The organism is Shewanella sp. SM68 (assembly GCF_025653925.1).
In the GTDB taxonomy this organism is placed as follows: Bacteria; Pseudomonadota; Gammaproteobacteria; order Enterobacterales; family Shewanellaceae; genus Shewanella; species Shewanella oncorhynchi.
Genome location: NZ_JAKKRU010000002.1, coordinates 12,375 through 29,341, shown reverse-complemented (window position 1 = coordinate 29,341; position 16,967 = coordinate 12,375). Strand labels below are relative to the sequence as shown.

Genomic DNA, 16,967 nt, shown 5'->3' with positions numbered 1-16,967 from the left:
TTTATTGCCTAAAATTCAACAGAATATTTATTGTGTAAACGAGAAATATAAAGAAGTTACAGTCAAAATCAGTCTAACGTTTAGGTCCGTTATGCTTAGCTTAATGTGATTAAGCATCGAATTGATTAAGTGCCAATGTAAGTGTCCTAAGCCCCACGTAAACCATCAAGACTACTTATTGTTGCTGTTTGTGTTGCTATATACAGCGCTTCAAATTCTGCTTGGGGTAGAGGTTGACTAAAATAGAAACCTTGGCCGACTTGGCACTGATTTTCTTTCAACCAATCCAATTGCTGCTCGTTTTCAATGCCTTCGGCCACAATGGTCAAATTAAGCTGCTTTCCCAACATTAAAATGGTCGATGCAATTGCGCTATCCCCTGGTAGATCGGAAACGAAACAACGATCGATTTTCATGGTAGTGATAGGCAAATGGCGCAGGTAACAGAGTGAAGAATACCCTGTGCCAAAGTCATCGACGGCAATACCAAATCCGGCTGATTTCAATTGTTCAAGCTTAGCGATAGCGAGTTCAATGTCGTTCATCAACGAGGTTTCAGTGATTTCAATTTCCAGCAACTCGGGTTGGATTTGATAGCGTAATGCCATCTGTTTGATATCGGGAACTAAACTTGCATCGGCAAATTGCTGTGAGGCAACATTAATCGCAATTGGGATGGCATAGTTATATTTTTTCTGCCATTCCCTAAGTACTTTACAGCTTTGCTCTATCACCCAACGACCTATAGGAATGATGATACCGGTCTCTTCCGCGACGGGAATAAAGGAAATGGGGCTGATGAGTCGTCCGTCTTTTTGCCAACGGATCAAGGCTTCACAGGCGATGACTTTGCCCGTTTGCAGATCAAGTTTCGGTTGGAAATACAGTAAAAATTCATTGTTTTTTAACGCATCATGTAAAGATGCTTCAGTGCGTAAACGAACTGCTGCTCGCTCAGTCATCTGTTGTTTGAAGAAGGCCCATTGATTCGAGCCTGCAGCTTTCGCGCTGTACATGGCAATGTCAGCGTGACGGATCAAATCTTCAGCGCTGTTACCATCTTCGGGATAAATAGAAATCCCAATCGATGCGGCAGGATGAATTGCATGTTCATTTAATTGAATCGGGACATTGAGCTGGATCAGTAGCTTATCTACAAAATCTGCTGCTTGGTCTGGGGTGTGAACTGTATCGGCCAGAATAACGAATTCATCGCCAACTAAGCGGGAAACTGTGCCTTTATCACCAACGAAGCGTTCGAGAATACGGGCGATACGAGCGAGGAATTGATCGCCTAATGCGTGGCCAAGGGAATCGTTGATATTCTTAAAACGGTCTAAGTCGATAAACATCAATGCAAAGCTGCGTTTGTGTACTCGCGAGCGTTGGATAGTGACTGCGATGGTTTCAAGCAATAATGTGCGGTTAGGTAAACCCGTTAGCGGATCTCGGGTCGCCATTTTGCGCAGTTTGGACTGGGTTTGGCTAAATTGAATAAGAATTTGGTTGAATTTTGAGGTTACTAAGCCGAGTTCATCATCCTTGTGTGCGTTGGACATAGGTAAGAGATTTTCATCTGGAGAGTCGGGTTCGATCTTATCTATGGCCTCACTGATGCGTGCGATAGGCTGAGTCAGGAAGCGATGGAATACCACGGACAGCACTAAGGTGAGTAAGAGTGCACGAGCGAGAGTAGCAAAAAAACTAAATCTTAACTGCGAGAAGAGGGTGTTTGTTAGTTCTTGGGTATCGTAGAAAACCGTCAATGTACCAATGAGTTGCTGTTGTTGGGTACCTTCAAAATAAAAAGGCCTATACAAAGGGCGAGAAATTTCTTTGAGATCATCAAATAATTTATTACTTAAACTGATAAAAGTCTGTGAGTTATTCTGCTTATTATTACTGACAGAAACAAACATTGAGCCATCGTCCAGCTCAATCACCGCCGAGCCAACATGTTCGACTTTGATGGCACCCTCTAAAGTTTGACGGGCTAAATTATCATCTAATGCCCATACGGCATTTGCTGCAGGTTGTTCAACTGAATCAAGGAGTTCTTGCTGAGTGGTCGTGAGTTGTTGTTTGGTTGATACGACGACTAAAGCGATTTCAACAATAAAAATGGCAATGGCAAAAAATAGGGCAGTAAATACGACTATGTTAGTTTGTTTCCACGTCAGTGACTTAAAACGGCCTGTCATCGGGCGCATCCTTCATGATAATTATTCACCATCGGCGAGATTTTCCGTATCAATATAAACCGCAACTCTTTGTTGATTTAACCACTTTAGTGAAAAGTTACGTATTTGTCATCATTATCTGCTCTTTATCTATTGATCCGAATTGCAGTATACTTACGCGCGTAATTCAAGGTCATTAATTAAGGAATGGGTCACGTGAATCCTATTGTAAAGAGTTTTGAGTATGGTCAACATACAGTCACCCTGGAAACAGGTGTTATAGCGCGTCAAGCTGATGCAGCCGTTTTAGCGAGTATGGGTGACACGACAGTGTTAGTCACTGTTGTCGGTAAAAAAGATGCAGATGCAGGCCGTGACTTTTTCCCTCTGACTGTTAACTATCAAGAAAAAACCTACGCAGCGGGTAAAATTCCTGGTGGTTTCTTTAAGCGTGAAGGCCGTCCTTCAGAAGATGAGACATTAATCGCTCGTCTGATCGACCGTCCAATTCGCCCTCTTTTCCCTAATGGTTTCAAAAACGAAGTTCAAGTTATCATTACTGTAGTATCTGTCGATCCACAAATCGAGCCAGATATCATCTCTATGATCGGTACTTCTGCGGCACTGGCTATTTCTGGTATTCCATTCAGCGGTCCTTTAGGTGCTGCACGTGTGGGTTACATTGATGGCGAATACGTGTTGAACCCAAGTGTTGCGCAACTTGCAACCAGCCAACTGAACTTAGTAGTTGCTGGTACTGCTGGTGCAGTATTAATGGTGGAATCAGAAGCCCAAGCATTGCCAGAAGAAGTGATGTTAGGTTCTGTTGTTTACGGTCACGATCAACAACAAGTGGTTATCAAGGCGATTGCTGAATTTAAAGCAGAAGCCGGTAAACCAACTTGGGATTGGACTGCACCAACGCAAGATGCCGATTTAGTTGCCCAAATCAAAGAGCTTGCTGAAGCTGGTTTAGGTGATGCGTATAAAATCCAAGTTAAACAAGATCGTTATGCTCAAGTTTCTGTTGTTAAAGCAGCAGCAAAAGAAGCCTTGTTAGCGAGCAATCCAAGCGTTGATTTACGTGAAGTTGACAACTTACTGGGTAGCTTAGAGAAGAAAGTGGTTCGTGGTCGCATCATCCGTGGCGAGCCACGTATCGATGGTCGTGAACCAGACATGATCCGTGCCTTAAGTGTGTTAGCGGGCGTATTGCCACGTACTCACGGTAGCGCATTGTTCACTCGTGGCGAAACTCAAGCGTTAGTCACTTGTACTTTAGGTACTGAACGTGATGCACAGAAGATCGACAGCATCATGGGCGAGCGCACTAACCGTTTTATGCTGCACTATAACTTCCCTCCATACTCTGTTGGTGAAACAGGCATGGTGGGATCACCTAAGCGCCGCGAAATCGGTCATGGTAAGTTAGCTTGGCGCGGTATTAACGCTGTTATGCCTTCAGCGGCTGAATTCCCATACAGCGTACGCGTTGTATCTGAAATCACTGAATCTAACGGTTCAAGCTCTATGGCGTCAGTATGTGGTACTTCTCTCGCGTTGATGGATGCCGGTGTACCTATCAAGACTTCTGTAGCGGGTATCGCTATGGGTCTAGTGAAAGAAGGCGATGATTTCGTTGTTCTTTCTGACATCTTAGGTGATGAAGATCATTTAGGTGACATGGACTTTAAAGTTGCGGGTACGCGTGATGGTATTACTGCATTGCAGATGGATATCAAGATCGAAGGTATCACTAAAGAAATCATGGATATCGCACTGCAACAAGCCTATGGCGCACGTGTGCATATCCTGAACGTGATGGATCAAGCGATTGGTTCACACCGTGATGATATTTCTGATCACGCTCCACGTATCACTGTTATCAAGATAAACCCAGAAAAAATCCGTGACGTTATCGGTAAAGGTGGCGCAGTTATCCGTGCTCTGACCGAAGAAACGGGCACTACGATTGAACTAGAAGATGATGGTACTGTGAAGATCGCTTCTTCAAACGGCGAAGCAACTAAAGAAGCTATCCGTCGTATCGAAGAAATCACTTCAGAAGTTGAAGTGGGTCGTATCTACAATGGTAAGGTTATCCGTATCGTTGATTTCGGCGCATTCGTGAACATTCTGCCGGGTAAAGACGGTTTAGTACACATTTCACAAATCAGTGATGAACGTGTTGCTAACGTGTCTGATCACCTTGAGCTGAACCAAGAAGTTGCTGTTAAAGTAATGGAAGTGGATCGTCAAGGCCGCGTACGTCTGTCAATTAAAGAAGCACAAACGAAAGAAGCTGCTGCTGAATAATGAGTCTTTGACTTATTTATAGGCACACACTTTTTAAGTGATTGCATCAAAAGGAGATCAAATGATCTCCTTTTTTGTTTTGGTATTAAGAAAGTCAGTATTAATCTTAATTCCCTAATAGCGGTCCTGTGGTGGGATTGCTATCATGAAGATTCTTCTGCGTATGTTGGGAATCTAAAAAGGTAGAAATGGATGAGTCTTAAAATTAGAACCGCTGTCGTTGCTGTGCTGGCGAGTGCCAGTCTGTTGTTAGCCGGATGCGCAACCACCCAGTCTCCTTTAGATAACCATAATGATGTTGAAGGTAAATTGGTTGTCGCGCCTGTCATGCCTGATTATAAAGTCGAAGTGACACTGGCAAAACTCAACGAGATTTTGGCTACGGTCGAACTGACGAATGAACAGAGAGCCAGATTTCATTACGATCGTGGTGTGATTTACGACAGTGTGGGCTTAAGACTGCTCGCACGGATTGATTTTATGCAAGCGTTAAAACTTCAGCCTGATCTTGCTGATGCCTATAATTTCCTTGGAATTTATTACACCCAAGAAGGTGAATACGACAGCGCCTATGAAGCCTTCGATGGCGTATTAGAGTTAGCACCTAATTATGATTATGCCTATTTGAATCGCGGTATTGCTTTGTACTATGGCGACCGTATTGATTTAGCGACTAAAGATATGCAGGCGTTTTATGCAGGCGATAATAAAGACGGTTATCGGGCATTATGGTTGTATTTGATTGATTTGAAAGCTGACTCCGTTGAAGCTAAAAAACAGTTAGCGCAGCATCGTCAGAATTTAGAAAATGATGCTTGGGCGACCGTTATCGTCGATTATTATTTAGGTAAAAAAAGCCGTGATGAGGTGTTTTCTGCCGCTAAAGTCGGCTTAACATATCCGAAAGAATATGCTGAACGTTTATGCGAAGCTTATTTTTACCTTGCAAAAATGGCGATAGAAACTAAGCAATATCAAGATGCTGCAAACTATTTTCGCTTAGCATTGGCAACCAATATCTATGATTTTGTCGAACATAGATATGCGCGTATTGAACTCGCCAAAGTCAAAGGTTTGCTCGAAGCCACAAAATAACCTCTCTCAGCCCGAGTTCATCTCGGGCTTTGCCTAGCCAAGCTCGAACTGAGGCGCTATAATTTGCGCCTTTTTAGCGATACAAGTGCATAGGTTAACATGTCAGGCAATAAAGTAGAGGTCGATAAACGTCGCACCTTCGCGATCATATCGCACCCCGACGCGGGTAAAACAACCATTACCGAAAAAGTGCTGTTATTCGGAAACGCTTTGCAAAAAGCGGGTACGGTTAAAGGCAAAAAATCGGGTCAGCATGCTAAGTCTGACTGGATGGAAATGGAGAAAGACCGTGGTATTTCTATTACTACGTCTGTCATGCAATTTCCCTATGGTGGCGCCCTTGTTAATCTACTCGATACGCCTGGTCACGAAGACTTCTCTGAAGATACTTATCGTACTCTGACGGCCGTTGACTCCTGTTTGATGGTGATCGACTCTGCTAAGGGTGTTGAAGACCGTACGATCAAGTTGATGGAAGTGACACGTCTGCGTGATACGCCGATTGTGACCTTTATGAACAAACTAGACCGCGATATTCGTGATCCTATCGATCTGATGGATGAAGTCGAAAGCGTGCTGAATATTGCCTGTGCACCTATTACTTGGCCTATTGGCAGCGGTAAAGAATTTAAAGGTATTTACCACATACTACGTGATGAAGTGGTGTTGTATCAAGGCGGTATGGGACACACGATCCAAGAGCGTCGTGTAATTAAAGGCATTAATAATCCTGATCTTGAGAAAGTGATTGGCAGTTATGCCGCTGATTTGCGCAATGAGATGGAATTGGTACGTGGCGCGTCGAATGAGTTTGACCATGCGGCTTTTTTGAAAGGTGAGTTGACCCCAGTATTTTTTGGTACTGCTTTGGGTAACTTCGGTGTGGATCATATTCTTGACGGTATCGTTGAGTGGGCACCTAAGCCACTTCCTCGCGAAAGCGATGTGCGAGTGATCATGCCTGACGAAGAAAAATTCACTGGTTTTGTATTTAAGATCCAAGCAAACATGGATCCAAAACACCGTGACCGTGTTGCCTTTATGCGTGTCTGTTCAGGTCGTTACGAGCAGGGCATGAAAATGCACCATGTGCGTATTGGTAAAGATGTTAACGTTAGCGATGCATTGACCTTTATGGCGGGCGATCGTGAGCGTGCTGAAGAAGCTTATCCCGGCGATATCATCGGCTTACATAACCATGGCACTATCCGTATTGGCGATACGTTTACCCAAGGTGAAAAATTCCGTTTCACTGGCGTACCTAACTTCGCCCCTGAAATGTTCCGCCGTATTCGTCTGCGTGATCCGCTTAAACAGAAACAGCTCTTAAAAGGCTTAGTACAGTTATCTGAAGAAGGTGCTGTACAAGTATTCCGCCCAATTGATACTAACGATTTGATTGTTGGCGCTGTGGGTGTACTGCAGTTTGAAGTGGTTGTTGGTCGTCTGAAGAGTGAATATAACGTCGAAGCTATTTACGAAGGTATTAGCGTGTCTACCGCTCGCTGGGTTTATTGTAAGGATGAGCGTAAGCTTGAAGAGTTCCGCCGTAAGTGTAGCCAAAACTTGGCTCTCGATGGTGGCGATAACTTAACCTATATTGCACCAACTATGGTTAACCTTAATCTTTCGATGGAAAGATATCCTGATATTGAGTTTGCGAAAACCCGCGAACATTAATAGGGTTCGGTCTAGAATAGTGGTTGAAATGGCGGTGAATTCACCGCCATTTTTGTATCTAATGAAAATTAAAAATCGGTTCTGGATGTGAATGATGGCGAATTGGATCACAAAAACATGGCAGGCTTATATTCATTGGTGCGACCGAATGGGGCTGACACCTGAAAATCGTCGCTGTTGCATGCCGCACCTTGAAGATCCTCCATTAGCGGTAAAATGCGCCAAAGCTTTGGTGGTTGACGAAACTGTATCACCACCCGAACCTCATTCAATTGGTAAATCGACCGCAGAGTGAGGTATTTACTGTGATTGATACCCACGCCCATTTGGATTTTGCTGAGTTTGATGTTGACCGCGACGATGTGGTGTTACGAATGCACAGTGTTGGCGTAGATAATCTGATTATTCCCGGTGTGTCCCCGCAGCACTGGCACAAACAGCTCGCCGTTGCCGAACAATACCAAACTTATTTTGCCCTTGGTATTCATCCTTGGTTTTGTCCAGAGGATGTTGATGCTGGGATCTTAGCATTAACATCTCAAGTTTCTGCGTTACTAGAATGTCCTCGCTTTGTTGCTATTGGTGAATGTGGCTTAGATAAGCTCTATTCCTCAACGTGGCCTCAGCAGCTCGCATTTTTTGAGGCACAATTAGCTTTAGCTAAGTCCGTTAATCTGCCAGTTATTATTCATAGCGTAAAAGCACATTCAGAGGTTTTAGAGTGTTTGAAAAAGTATCAATTGCCTAGAGGCGGTGTGATACATGCTTTTTCTGGCAGTACTGAAATTGCACTGGAATATATCAAATTAGGTTTTAAGCTGGGAATTGGTGGTTTGATTATGAACCCTAATGCTAAAAAATTGCTCAAAACTGTCAGCGAATTACCACTTCAGCACTTCATACTTGAGACTGACTCTCCTGCAATGACACCGATAAATGTTACTGAAAAACGTAACCAGCCCGCTAACCTTGTTCTTTTTATAGACGAAATTGCCAATTTGCAAAAAAAATCAAGTGTTCTAATATCAGAACACTTGATGTTGAATGCAATGCAACTGTTTGACCTTTAGCTGTTTTTAAATAAACAGGTGTATGTCGCACTAGCATTCTGCACTAAGCGATTGAAATTAAACTCCAAAAATATGATCAAAACGACGATTTTCGACTTTGCCTCGGGTATAATCTGACTCGGAAATAGGTTGATTAACAACATAATTAAAAAGTGTTAACAATAGGGTGATGGTTAATGAATATATTGATGAGTTTAGTAGGGGTGGTCACCCTACTTGCGATAGGTTTCCTCCTATCTAATAACAAAAAAGCAATTAATTTACGTACAGTGGGTGGCGCTTTAGCTATCCAGGCTGCCTTCGGTGGTTTTGTACTGTATGTTCCAGTTGGTAAAGACATTCTGAAAGGGATGTCTGATGCGGTTTCTAGCGTTATTGGTTACGCACAAAACGGTATCGGTTTCCTGTTTGGTGATTTAGCTAACTTCAAACTTGGCTTTATCTTCGCAGTTAACGTGTTACCCGTTATCGTGTTCTTCTCTTCTCTGATCGCGGTTCTATATTACTTAGGCGTTATGCAGTGGATCATCCGTATCATCGGTGGTGGTTTACAAAAAGCATTGGGCACAAGCCGTACTGAATCTATGTCAGCAACTGCTAACATCTTCGTTGGTCAAACTGAAGCCCCATTAGTGGTTCGCCCATTCATTCCAACTATGACGCAGTCTGAACTGTTTGCGATCATGGTGGGTGGTTTGGCATCAATCGCGGGTTCAGTATTGGCTGGTTACGCGCAGATGGGTGTACCTATTGAATACTTAGTTGCCGCTTCATTCATGGCTGCACCAGGTGGTCTATTAATGGCTAAACTGATGCACCCAGAAACTGAAGTTGCTAAAAATGACATGAGCGATTTGCCAGAAGATCCTGACAAACCAGCTAACGTGCTAGACGCCGCTGCTGCAGGTGCTTCATCTGGTATGCATTTAGCCTTAAACGTAGGCGCTATGTTGTTAGCCTTCGTTGGTTTGATCGCTATGGTCAACGGCATTATTGGTGGTGTGGGTGGTTGGTTTGGCGTTGAAGGTTTAACACTTGAACTGATCCTTGGCTATGTGTTCATGCCTTTAGCCTTCCTTATCGGCGTACCTTGGAATGAAGCTTTAGTGGCTGGTTCTTTCATTGGTCAAAAGATCATTGTTAACGAATTCGTTGCTTATTTGAACTTTGCTCCATACTTAAAAGATATTGCTGATGGCGGCATGGTAGTTGCTGAAACTGGTTTAGCTATGACAGACAGAACAAAGGCGATTATTTCGTTTGCTCTGTGTGGTTTCGCTAACTTGTCTTCTATCGCGATTCTGCTTGGTGGTTTAGGTGCTATGGCTCCTAACCGTCGTCATGATTTAGCTACAATGGGTATTCGTGCGGTTATCGCCGGCTCTTTAGCTAACTTAATGAGCGCAACACTTGCTGGTTTGTTCTTAGCTATCTAAGTCTAAGTAGCAACAGTAGGGGGAAACCCCACTAACTGGGTCCTGGCCATGCAGGGCAGGGCCTAAGTTAATTCAACCATTTTCCAGTAGTGATTCCTGTAGTGAATAGTTTCTCCAATTGAAAGACACAGAATGCAACTGAAGTGTAGCTGTCATTCTGTCTTAAATGTCGTGAGTCTACGGTTACGTTAATTAATCGTAATGCAGAAGTCGCGACTTTGTTCACAATTAAGAATTTTGTGTTTGTGATTTTACGCTAGATTATTGAGATTTTTTTTAATCTAGGTAGAATGCGAACGCCACAAAAAGAACGCTACCCTCGATGGTAGCAAACAAGATAAATGGGGTTGATGATGAAAAACGTTAAAACTTTAGCTTTAGCCGCTACTGCAGTAGCAGCAATCTCTGGCAACGCATTTGCTGCTGATCGTACTGATCTTCACGGTACTGATTATAAGTGGATGCAGTTCAACGCTATGTACTCTATTGGTGAAAAGCCAGATAACCCAGCAACAGGCGATCAACACAACTACTTAGAAATGGAATTCGGCGGTCGTTCTGGCGTATTCGATCTATACGGTTATGTTGACGTATTCAACTTAGCAAACCAATCAAGCAGCAACGGTGACAAGAACCCAGGTTCTGGCACAAGCAAAATTTTCATGAAGTTTGCTCCACGTGTGTCTATCGATGCTTTGACTGGTAAAGACTTATCTTTTGGCCCAGTTCAAGAAGTTTACTTCTCTACTCTGTTCAACTGGGATGGTCTGAATGGTGAAGGCGTTAACTCTTCATTCTGGGGTGTTGGTGCTGATGTAAACGTGCCTTGGTTAGGCAAAACAGGTATGAACCTATATGGTTTCTACGACCTGAATGCTAAAGAGTGGAACGGATATCAGTTCTCTGCTAACTGGTTCAAACCTTTCTACTTCTTTGATAACAAGAGCTTCCTGTCATTCCAAGGTTACATCGATTATCAATTCGGTGCAGATGAAGACCAAGCTGCTTTCGTACCAAAAACGTCAAACGGTGGTAACATCTTCTTCGGCCTATACTGGCATTCAGATCGTTATGCTCTGGGCTATGGCTTGAAAGGCTTCAAAGACGTTTATCTGTTAGAAGATGGTGCTGGTGCTCTAGCTCTAGAATCAACAGGTTGGTCACACTACCTGTCAGCAACTTACAAGTTCTAATCTCTTGTAATTATTGCTTGTTGGAGCCGCATTATGCGGCTCCATCTTTAGTTTTACCATGAGTCTTTATCTAAGCCTATTAGGCTAACAAGTGGGTTTATATAAAGGTTTGTGTTTTTCTCGCGCTAAAATGGATTTTTCGCGGAAAAGTAGGAGCAAGATTTTATTCGTATCCTCTCTTCCGGTCTTCAAGGATTCAAGTCGTGGTCACTTATAAGTTATTTTAAGTGTCAGGATGCCTATTGCTCTTTATGACTTAGGCAAGATTGAATACCTACAACAAGGTAGTTTGTACAAGCAAATTACTCGGCACCGCCTGAAGGCCCGGCCATATAAAAATAATCAAAATAATGCCACCTCTCAAGCGTTGCTTTTATGCGACTGATTTCTATTCATTTAATTTTTATTTTGGAGAGCTATTATGACTGATTTAAAAAAAGCAGCACAACGCGCCATTGAGTTAATGGACTTAACGACTTTGAATGATGACGACACAGATCAAAAAGTGATCGACCTGTGCCACAAAGCGAAAACGGCTGCGGGCAATACTGCCGCTATCTGCATTTACCCACGTTTCATCCCGATTGCACGCAAGACGTTAGATGAAATCGGTGCTGAAGATATCCAAATCGCCACTGTGACTAACTTTCCCCATGGCAATGATGACATTGCCATTGCTGTGTTAGAAACTCGCGCCGCTGTTGCCTATGGTGCTGACGAAGTTGACGTGGTATTCCCATACCGCGCACTGATGGAAGGCAATGAAACAATTGGTTTTGAATTAGTTAAAGCCTGTAAAGAAGCCTGTGGTGAAGTCTTGTTAAAAGTCATCATCGAATCTGGCGTGTTAGCTGCTCCTGCACTTATCCGTCGTGCATCTGAGCTTTCAATCGATGCAGGTGCTGACTTTATTAAAACCTCTACTGGTAAAGTGCCTGTAAACGCCACACTTGAAGCAGCTGAAATCATGTTAACTGTGATCAGCGAGAAGAATACCCAAGTAGGCTTCAAGCCTGCCGGTGGTGTGCGTGATGCTGCACAAGCGGCTGAATTCCTCGGTGTTGCTGAGCGTATTTTAGGTGCTGATTGGGTTTCACCACGTACCTTTAGATTTGGTGCTTCAAGTTTACTAAACAGCTTGTTACACACACTAGAATTAGCTGATGCGCCTAAGCCGACTCAAGGCTATTAATTGCAAACTATCGCTGATTAATACTATCAGCGTATAGCGAGCCTAATTAAGTGTGACCTAAATCTATTTGGCAAACTCAAAACTTCGATAGTATGAACTTGTAATATTGCTACAGTTTTGATGTTTCATTGCAAAGATAAGCACTAGCTACAAGGTTGTTAGTGCCTATCTTGGAGGCAGTATCATGTTTCTAGCTCAAGAGATTATTCGTAAAAAACGTAATGGTTTAGCGCTAAGTTCCGCAGAAATACAGTTTTTTGTTCAAGGTATCACTACTAACGCAGTGTCCGAAGGTCAGATTGCCGCATTAGGCATGGCTGTGTACTTTAATGACATGAACATGGATGAAAGAATCGCTTTAACGACAGCGATGCGTGATTCTGGCACTGTACTTAATTGGCAGTCATTGGGACTCAATGGCCCTGTTATCGACAAACACAGCACTGGCGGTGTGGGTGATGTGATTAGCCTTATGCTTGGCCCTATGGCTGCGGCTTGTGGTGGTTATGTGCCTATGATTTCTGGGCGTGGCCTAGGTCATACGGGCGGCACGCTCGATAAGTTTGATGCCATTCCGGGTTATCAAACTGAGCCATCAAGTGAATTGTTCCGTAAAGTGGTTAAAGAAGTCGGTGTGGCGATTATTGGCCAAACAGGCGATCTCGTTCCTGCCGACAAACGTTTCTATTCTATCCGCGATAATACCGCCACCGTTGAATCCATTTCCCTCATCACTGCGTCGATTTTGTCTAAGAAATTAGCCTGTAATTTAGATGCACTAGCGATGGATGTGAAAGTCGGTAGTGGTGCTTTCATGCCAACCTATGAAGCATCGGAAGAATTAGCTCGCAGTATTGCAGCTGTTGCTAATGGCGCGGGCACTAAAACGACAGCTTTGCTTACCGATATGAATCAAGTGCTTGCATCTTGTGCCGGTAACGCGGTTGAAGTGAAAGAAGCCATCGACTTTTTAACGGGTGCTTACCGTAACCCGCGTTTATATGAAGTCACTATGGGTCTTTGCGCTGAGATGTTGCTTCTGGGCGGTCTTGCAAGCAATGAAGCCGACGCTCGCGCTAAACTGAATCGTGTGCTCGATAATGGTCGCGCTGCAGAACTTTTTGGCAAGATGGTGTCGGGTCTTGGTGGTCCAGTCGATTTTGTTGAAAACTACAGTAAATACCTACCGCAATCACAAATTATTCGTCCAGTTTTTGCCGATATGCAAGGTTATGCCTATAGCATGGATACCCGTGAATTAGGTTTAGCGGTTGTGACCTTAGGTGGCGGCCGCCGTAAGCCCGGTGATGCACTAGACTATAGTGTTGGCTTAACTCAAGTGTGTGCTTTAGGCGATAAAGTAGATTCATCGACTCCGATTGCCGTTATCCATGCACAGTCTGAAGCTGCCTTCGCGGAAGCTGAACTTGCGGTGAAAAAAGCGATTCACATTGGTGAAACCGCTCCAGAAAAAACACCTGAGATCTATGCCTATATTCGTGCATCGGACCTTTAAGGAAGAATTATGAAACGTACCATTATTATGATGTTGGACTCCTTTGGAGTCGGTGCTTCTGCTGATGCAGCAAGCTTTGGTGATGTCGGTTCCGATACCTTTGGTCATATTGCTAAAGCATGCGCCGAAGGCAAAGCCGATATTGGCCGTGAAGGCCCGCTGAAATTACCTAACTTAGCGCGCTTAGGTTTAGGCCATGCAGCGATGGAAAGTACTGGCGCCTTTGCACCCGGTTTTGGCGATAATGTTGAGCTGATTGGTGCTTATGGTCATGCACAAGAGTTAAGTTCGGGTAAAGATACGCCGAGCGGTCACTGGGAGATGGCGGGCGTGCCCGTACTATTCGAGTGGGGTTATTTCAGCGAGCACCAAAATTCTTTCCCTAAAGAACTGACGGATAATATCTTAGCCCGTGCAGGTCTGGATGGATTCTTAGGTAATTGCCATGCCTCAGGTACAACCATTTTAGAAGAGTTAGGCGAAGAGCACATGCGCTCTGGCAAGCCTATTTTCTACACCTCTGCTGATTCAGTATTCCAAATCGCTTGTCATGAAGAAACCTTCGGTTTAGACAATCTCTATCGTCTTTGCGAAATAACCCGTGAAGAGTTAGAGCCTTACAACATAGGTCGCGTCATTGCCCGTCCATTTGATGGTACTGGTCCAAGTGATTTTGCCCGTACCGGCAATCGTAAGGATTATTCGCTCGCGCCACCTGCAAAAACTGTACTCGATAAGCTGAAAGAGGCTGGCGGTGAAGTGGTGAGTGTAGGCAAGATTGCCGACATTTATGCTTACTGTGGTATCACTAAAAAAGTGAAGGCGAACGGCTTAGAAGCACTTTTCGATGCGACTTTAGCCGAAGTGAAATCTGCGGGTGATAACACTATAGTGTTTACTAACTTCGTTGATTTCGACTCTCACTACGGTCATCGCCGTGATGTTGCTGGCTACGCCAAAGGGCTAGAATATTTTGATGCCCGTTTGCCTGAAATGCTCGCATTATTAGGTGAAGACGATCTGCTGATTTTAACGGCGGATCACGGTTGCGATCCAACATGGCAAGGCACGGATCATACCCGTGAATATGTGCCAGTATTAGCCTTTGGCGCTGGATTGAAAGCGGGATCGCTGGGTCGTCGTAATAGCTTTGCCGATATCGGCCAATCTATTGCGAGCCACTTTAAGCTTGAACCTATGGCCTATGGCGAATCGTTCCTTTAGGCAAATTAGCATTTATTTCGATTTGGCGGCTGACATTTGCCGTCAGTAAACAAAGACTTAAGTCTTAATAAAATAAACAGGGGTTATTTCGATGGCAACACCACACATTAATGCTGTAGAGGGCGCATTCGCTGAGACAATGCTGTTTCCAGGCGATCCATTACGTGCAAAATATATTGCTGAAACATTCTTAGAAAATGTTGAGCAAGTGACTGATGTTCGAAACATGCTAGGTTTTACTGGTACTTACAAAGGTAAGCGTATTTCAGTAATGGGTTCTGGCATGGGCATTCCTTCATGCTCTATCTATGCAACTGAATTAATTCGTGATTACGGCGTTAAGAACCTGATCCGTGTGGGTACTTGTGGTGCGATCAGCACTGACGTTAAAGTACGTGACGTGATCATCGGTATGGGTGCATGTACTGATTCAGCGGTTAACCGTTTACGTTTTAAAGGCCAAGATTTTGCCGCTATCGCTAACTATGAGCTGATGAATGCGGTTATCGAATCTGCGAAAGCTCGTGGCACTAAAGTTCGCGTAGGTAACATTTTCTCTGCGGACCTGTTCTACACTCCTGATCCACAAATGTTTGACGTGATGGAGAAGATGGGCGTATTAGGCGTAGAAATGGAAGCGGCTGGTTTGTACGGCGTTGCCCATGAGTTTGGTGCACGTGCCCTGTGCGTAGTGACTGTATCTGACCACATCCGCACCGGTGAAAAGACTTCTGCAGAAGAACGTCAAACCACATTCAATGATATGATCATCATGACATTAGAAGCGGCTATTACACTGTAACTGTTATTCTGTAAGAGTGTGCTACTGAAAAAAGGGTTCGCAATGCGAACCCTTTTTTTATGCCAATTTTTAGCGGCTGTTCTATTCGACTTTGTAATTAATGGTTTGGTTATTAGAAATTGCTTGTTTATGGCTTATCTAGAGCTTAGCTATCAATAGATTAGTGATTTACCTTATCCATCGAAATAGATATTAACCTGTTGAATCTGTGTCGAGATCACTTGGTTCACTGGGTGTTTTTGGCGTCGAGGTTTCGGCTGCAGCGGCTGTTGCTTTAGTCGCGTGTTTTACCCGACGGACACTTTTCACTTTAGGTTTAACCTTAACAGGTACCGCTTGTTCCGCATCGTTTGCCGCGTTTTCAACTGTTGTATTATCCTGTAATTCCAATGATTTTTCTGACGTTTTTTCGGCCTTAGTTTGCACGCTGGTCTGAGTGAGCTTATCGGTATTTGCCTCTGTCACTGCTTTTGGTGCCTTAGTTGGCTTAGTCACTTTCTCTTGTGGGTTATCAGTGGTTGCCACCGGTTGATCTTCGGTTAGCTCTTGCGCCAAACCATCATTAACACTTTCTGATGGCTCTTCAGCTATGGATCGTTTCTTAGGTTTTTTCGGCGCTTGACGCAACTTAACCCGAAAGCGGCGGCGGTCGAAGTCGGCACGTTTGAAAGACAAAGAGCGCGAAAGCAACATACCAATCAAGCCTGCAACCAACAGCATGATTTGTTGTTGCTCCATGTTTAAATTATGGGCTTCTTTGATTTCGTTGAAAAATAACTTGGTATCAAGCCTAACTTCGACATAACCTAGATTTTTCCCTTCTTGGATCACGGGCTCTACATAGGGAGGATATTTGCTTAGCAGCAAATTCATATCTTCAGAGTCAGGATCAACTACATCCTTAGTGATGCTTTGAGCGAAGGATAGCCGCATGCCTTGGTCACTGAAGATGGCGGCGGACATCACCTTAGGATCTTCCACTAAAGCGCTGGCGAGCCATTGCAACTGCTCGTCATTTTGCAGTTGTAGCGCGGGTGCGGCACCATAAGCGGTTTGCTGTACCAGTAATCTGGCCATCTTTTGAGTTTGGGACTTTAGAAGCAGCTGACCTTGTAGTAGGCTTGTTTGCCACAATTGCACTAAGCCGAATATTAAGGCGAATGCGGCGGCAATTTGGATCAGTCTACTGATTTTATGGCTTTTCTTTAGCCCTTTAAGATATAACACTTTGACCCTTAAAATGTAGAGCGCTTGCCTAATCAT

The 16,967-nt window shown here is 43.9% G+C and carries 13 protein-coding genes; 11 read left to right on the top strand and 2 right to left on the bottom strand.

The annotated features are described in order from the left end of the window. Positions 1-146 precede the first annotated feature (146 nt). Entirely contained in the window at positions 147-2,201 is a 2,055-nt protein-coding gene (locus L5M40_RS03195) for a putative bifunctional diguanylate cyclase/phosphodiesterase (protein ID WP_263256231.1), read from the bottom strand. A gap of 195 nt (positions 2,202-2,396) precedes the next feature. Between L5M40_RS03195 and pnp the strand changes: the two genes are divergently transcribed. The 11 genes from pnp to deoD all read left to right on the top strand — a co-directional run bounded on the left by pnp (position 2,397) and on the right by deoD (position 15,704). Beyond that, positions 2,397-4,496 (top strand): polyribonucleotide nucleotidyltransferase, encoded by a 2,100-nt coding sequence (pnp, locus tag L5M40_RS03190; RefSeq protein ID WP_105251702.1) that lies wholly within the window; start codon positions 2,397-2,399, stop codon positions 4,494-4,496. A gap of 192 nt (positions 4,497-4,688) precedes the next feature. Next, positions 4,689-5,591, top strand: coding sequence for a lipoprotein NlpI (gene nlpI, locus L5M40_RS03185; RefSeq protein ID WP_168822816.1), 903 nt, complete (start codon positions 4,689-4,691; stop codon positions 5,589-5,591). A gap of 99 nt (positions 5,592-5,690) precedes the next feature. Then, complete coding sequence (gene prfC / locus L5M40_RS03180) at positions 5,691-7,271, top strand: peptide chain release factor 3 (RefSeq protein WP_263191233.1); 1,581 nt, start codon at positions 5,691-5,693, stop codon at positions 7,269-7,271. A gap of 91 nt (positions 7,272-7,362) precedes the next feature. Beyond that, a complete protein-coding gene (locus L5M40_RS03175; protein ID WP_317629662.1) occupies positions 7,363-7,566 on the top strand; it encodes a hypothetical protein in 204 nt (67 codons plus the stop codon). Between the two features lie 10 nt (positions 7,567-7,576). Then, a complete protein-coding gene (locus L5M40_RS03170) occupies positions 7,577-8,341 on the top strand; it encodes a TatD family hydrolase (protein WP_263256229.1) in 765 nt (254 codons plus the stop codon). A gap of 176 nt (positions 8,342-8,517) precedes the next feature. Then, complete coding sequence (locus L5M40_RS03165; RefSeq protein ID WP_263167010.1) at positions 8,518-9,777, top strand: NupC/NupG family nucleoside CNT transporter; 1,260 nt, start codon at positions 8,518-8,520, stop codon at positions 9,775-9,777. Positions 9,778-10,130: 353 nt separating this feature from the next. Continuing rightward, on the top strand, positions 10,131-10,970 hold the full coding sequence (locus L5M40_RS03160) for an outer membrane protein OmpK (protein ID WP_113939307.1): 840 nt from the start codon (positions 10,131-10,133) through the stop codon (positions 10,968-10,970). Positions 10,971-11,391: 421 nt separating this feature from the next. Beyond that, on the top strand, positions 11,392-12,162 hold the full coding sequence (gene deoC / locus L5M40_RS03155) for a deoxyribose-phosphate aldolase (protein WP_173497508.1): 771 nt from the start codon (positions 11,392-11,394) through the stop codon (positions 12,160-12,162). Between the two features lie 184 nt (positions 12,163-12,346). Next, a complete protein-coding gene (deoA, locus tag L5M40_RS03150; protein WP_173243376.1) occupies positions 12,347-13,678 on the top strand; it encodes a thymidine phosphorylase in 1,332 nt (443 codons plus the stop codon). Between the two features lie 9 nt (positions 13,679-13,687). After that, a complete protein-coding gene (locus L5M40_RS03145; protein WP_263176276.1) occupies positions 13,688-14,902 on the top strand; it encodes a phosphopentomutase in 1,215 nt (404 codons plus the stop codon). A 91-nt stretch (positions 14,903-14,993) separates the two neighbouring features. Next, positions 14,994-15,704 (top strand): purine-nucleoside phosphorylase, encoded by a 711-nt coding sequence (gene deoD / locus L5M40_RS03140; RefSeq protein ID WP_113939310.1) that lies wholly within the window; start codon positions 14,994-14,996, stop codon positions 15,702-15,704. A 192-nt stretch (positions 15,705-15,896) separates the two neighbouring features. On the opposite strand, the gene L5M40_RS03135 is transcribed toward deoD, so the two are convergent. After that, complete coding sequence (locus L5M40_RS03135) at positions 15,897-16,967, bottom strand: YtjB family periplasmic protein (protein WP_206766073.1); 1,071 nt, start codon at positions 16,965-16,967, stop codon at positions 15,897-15,899.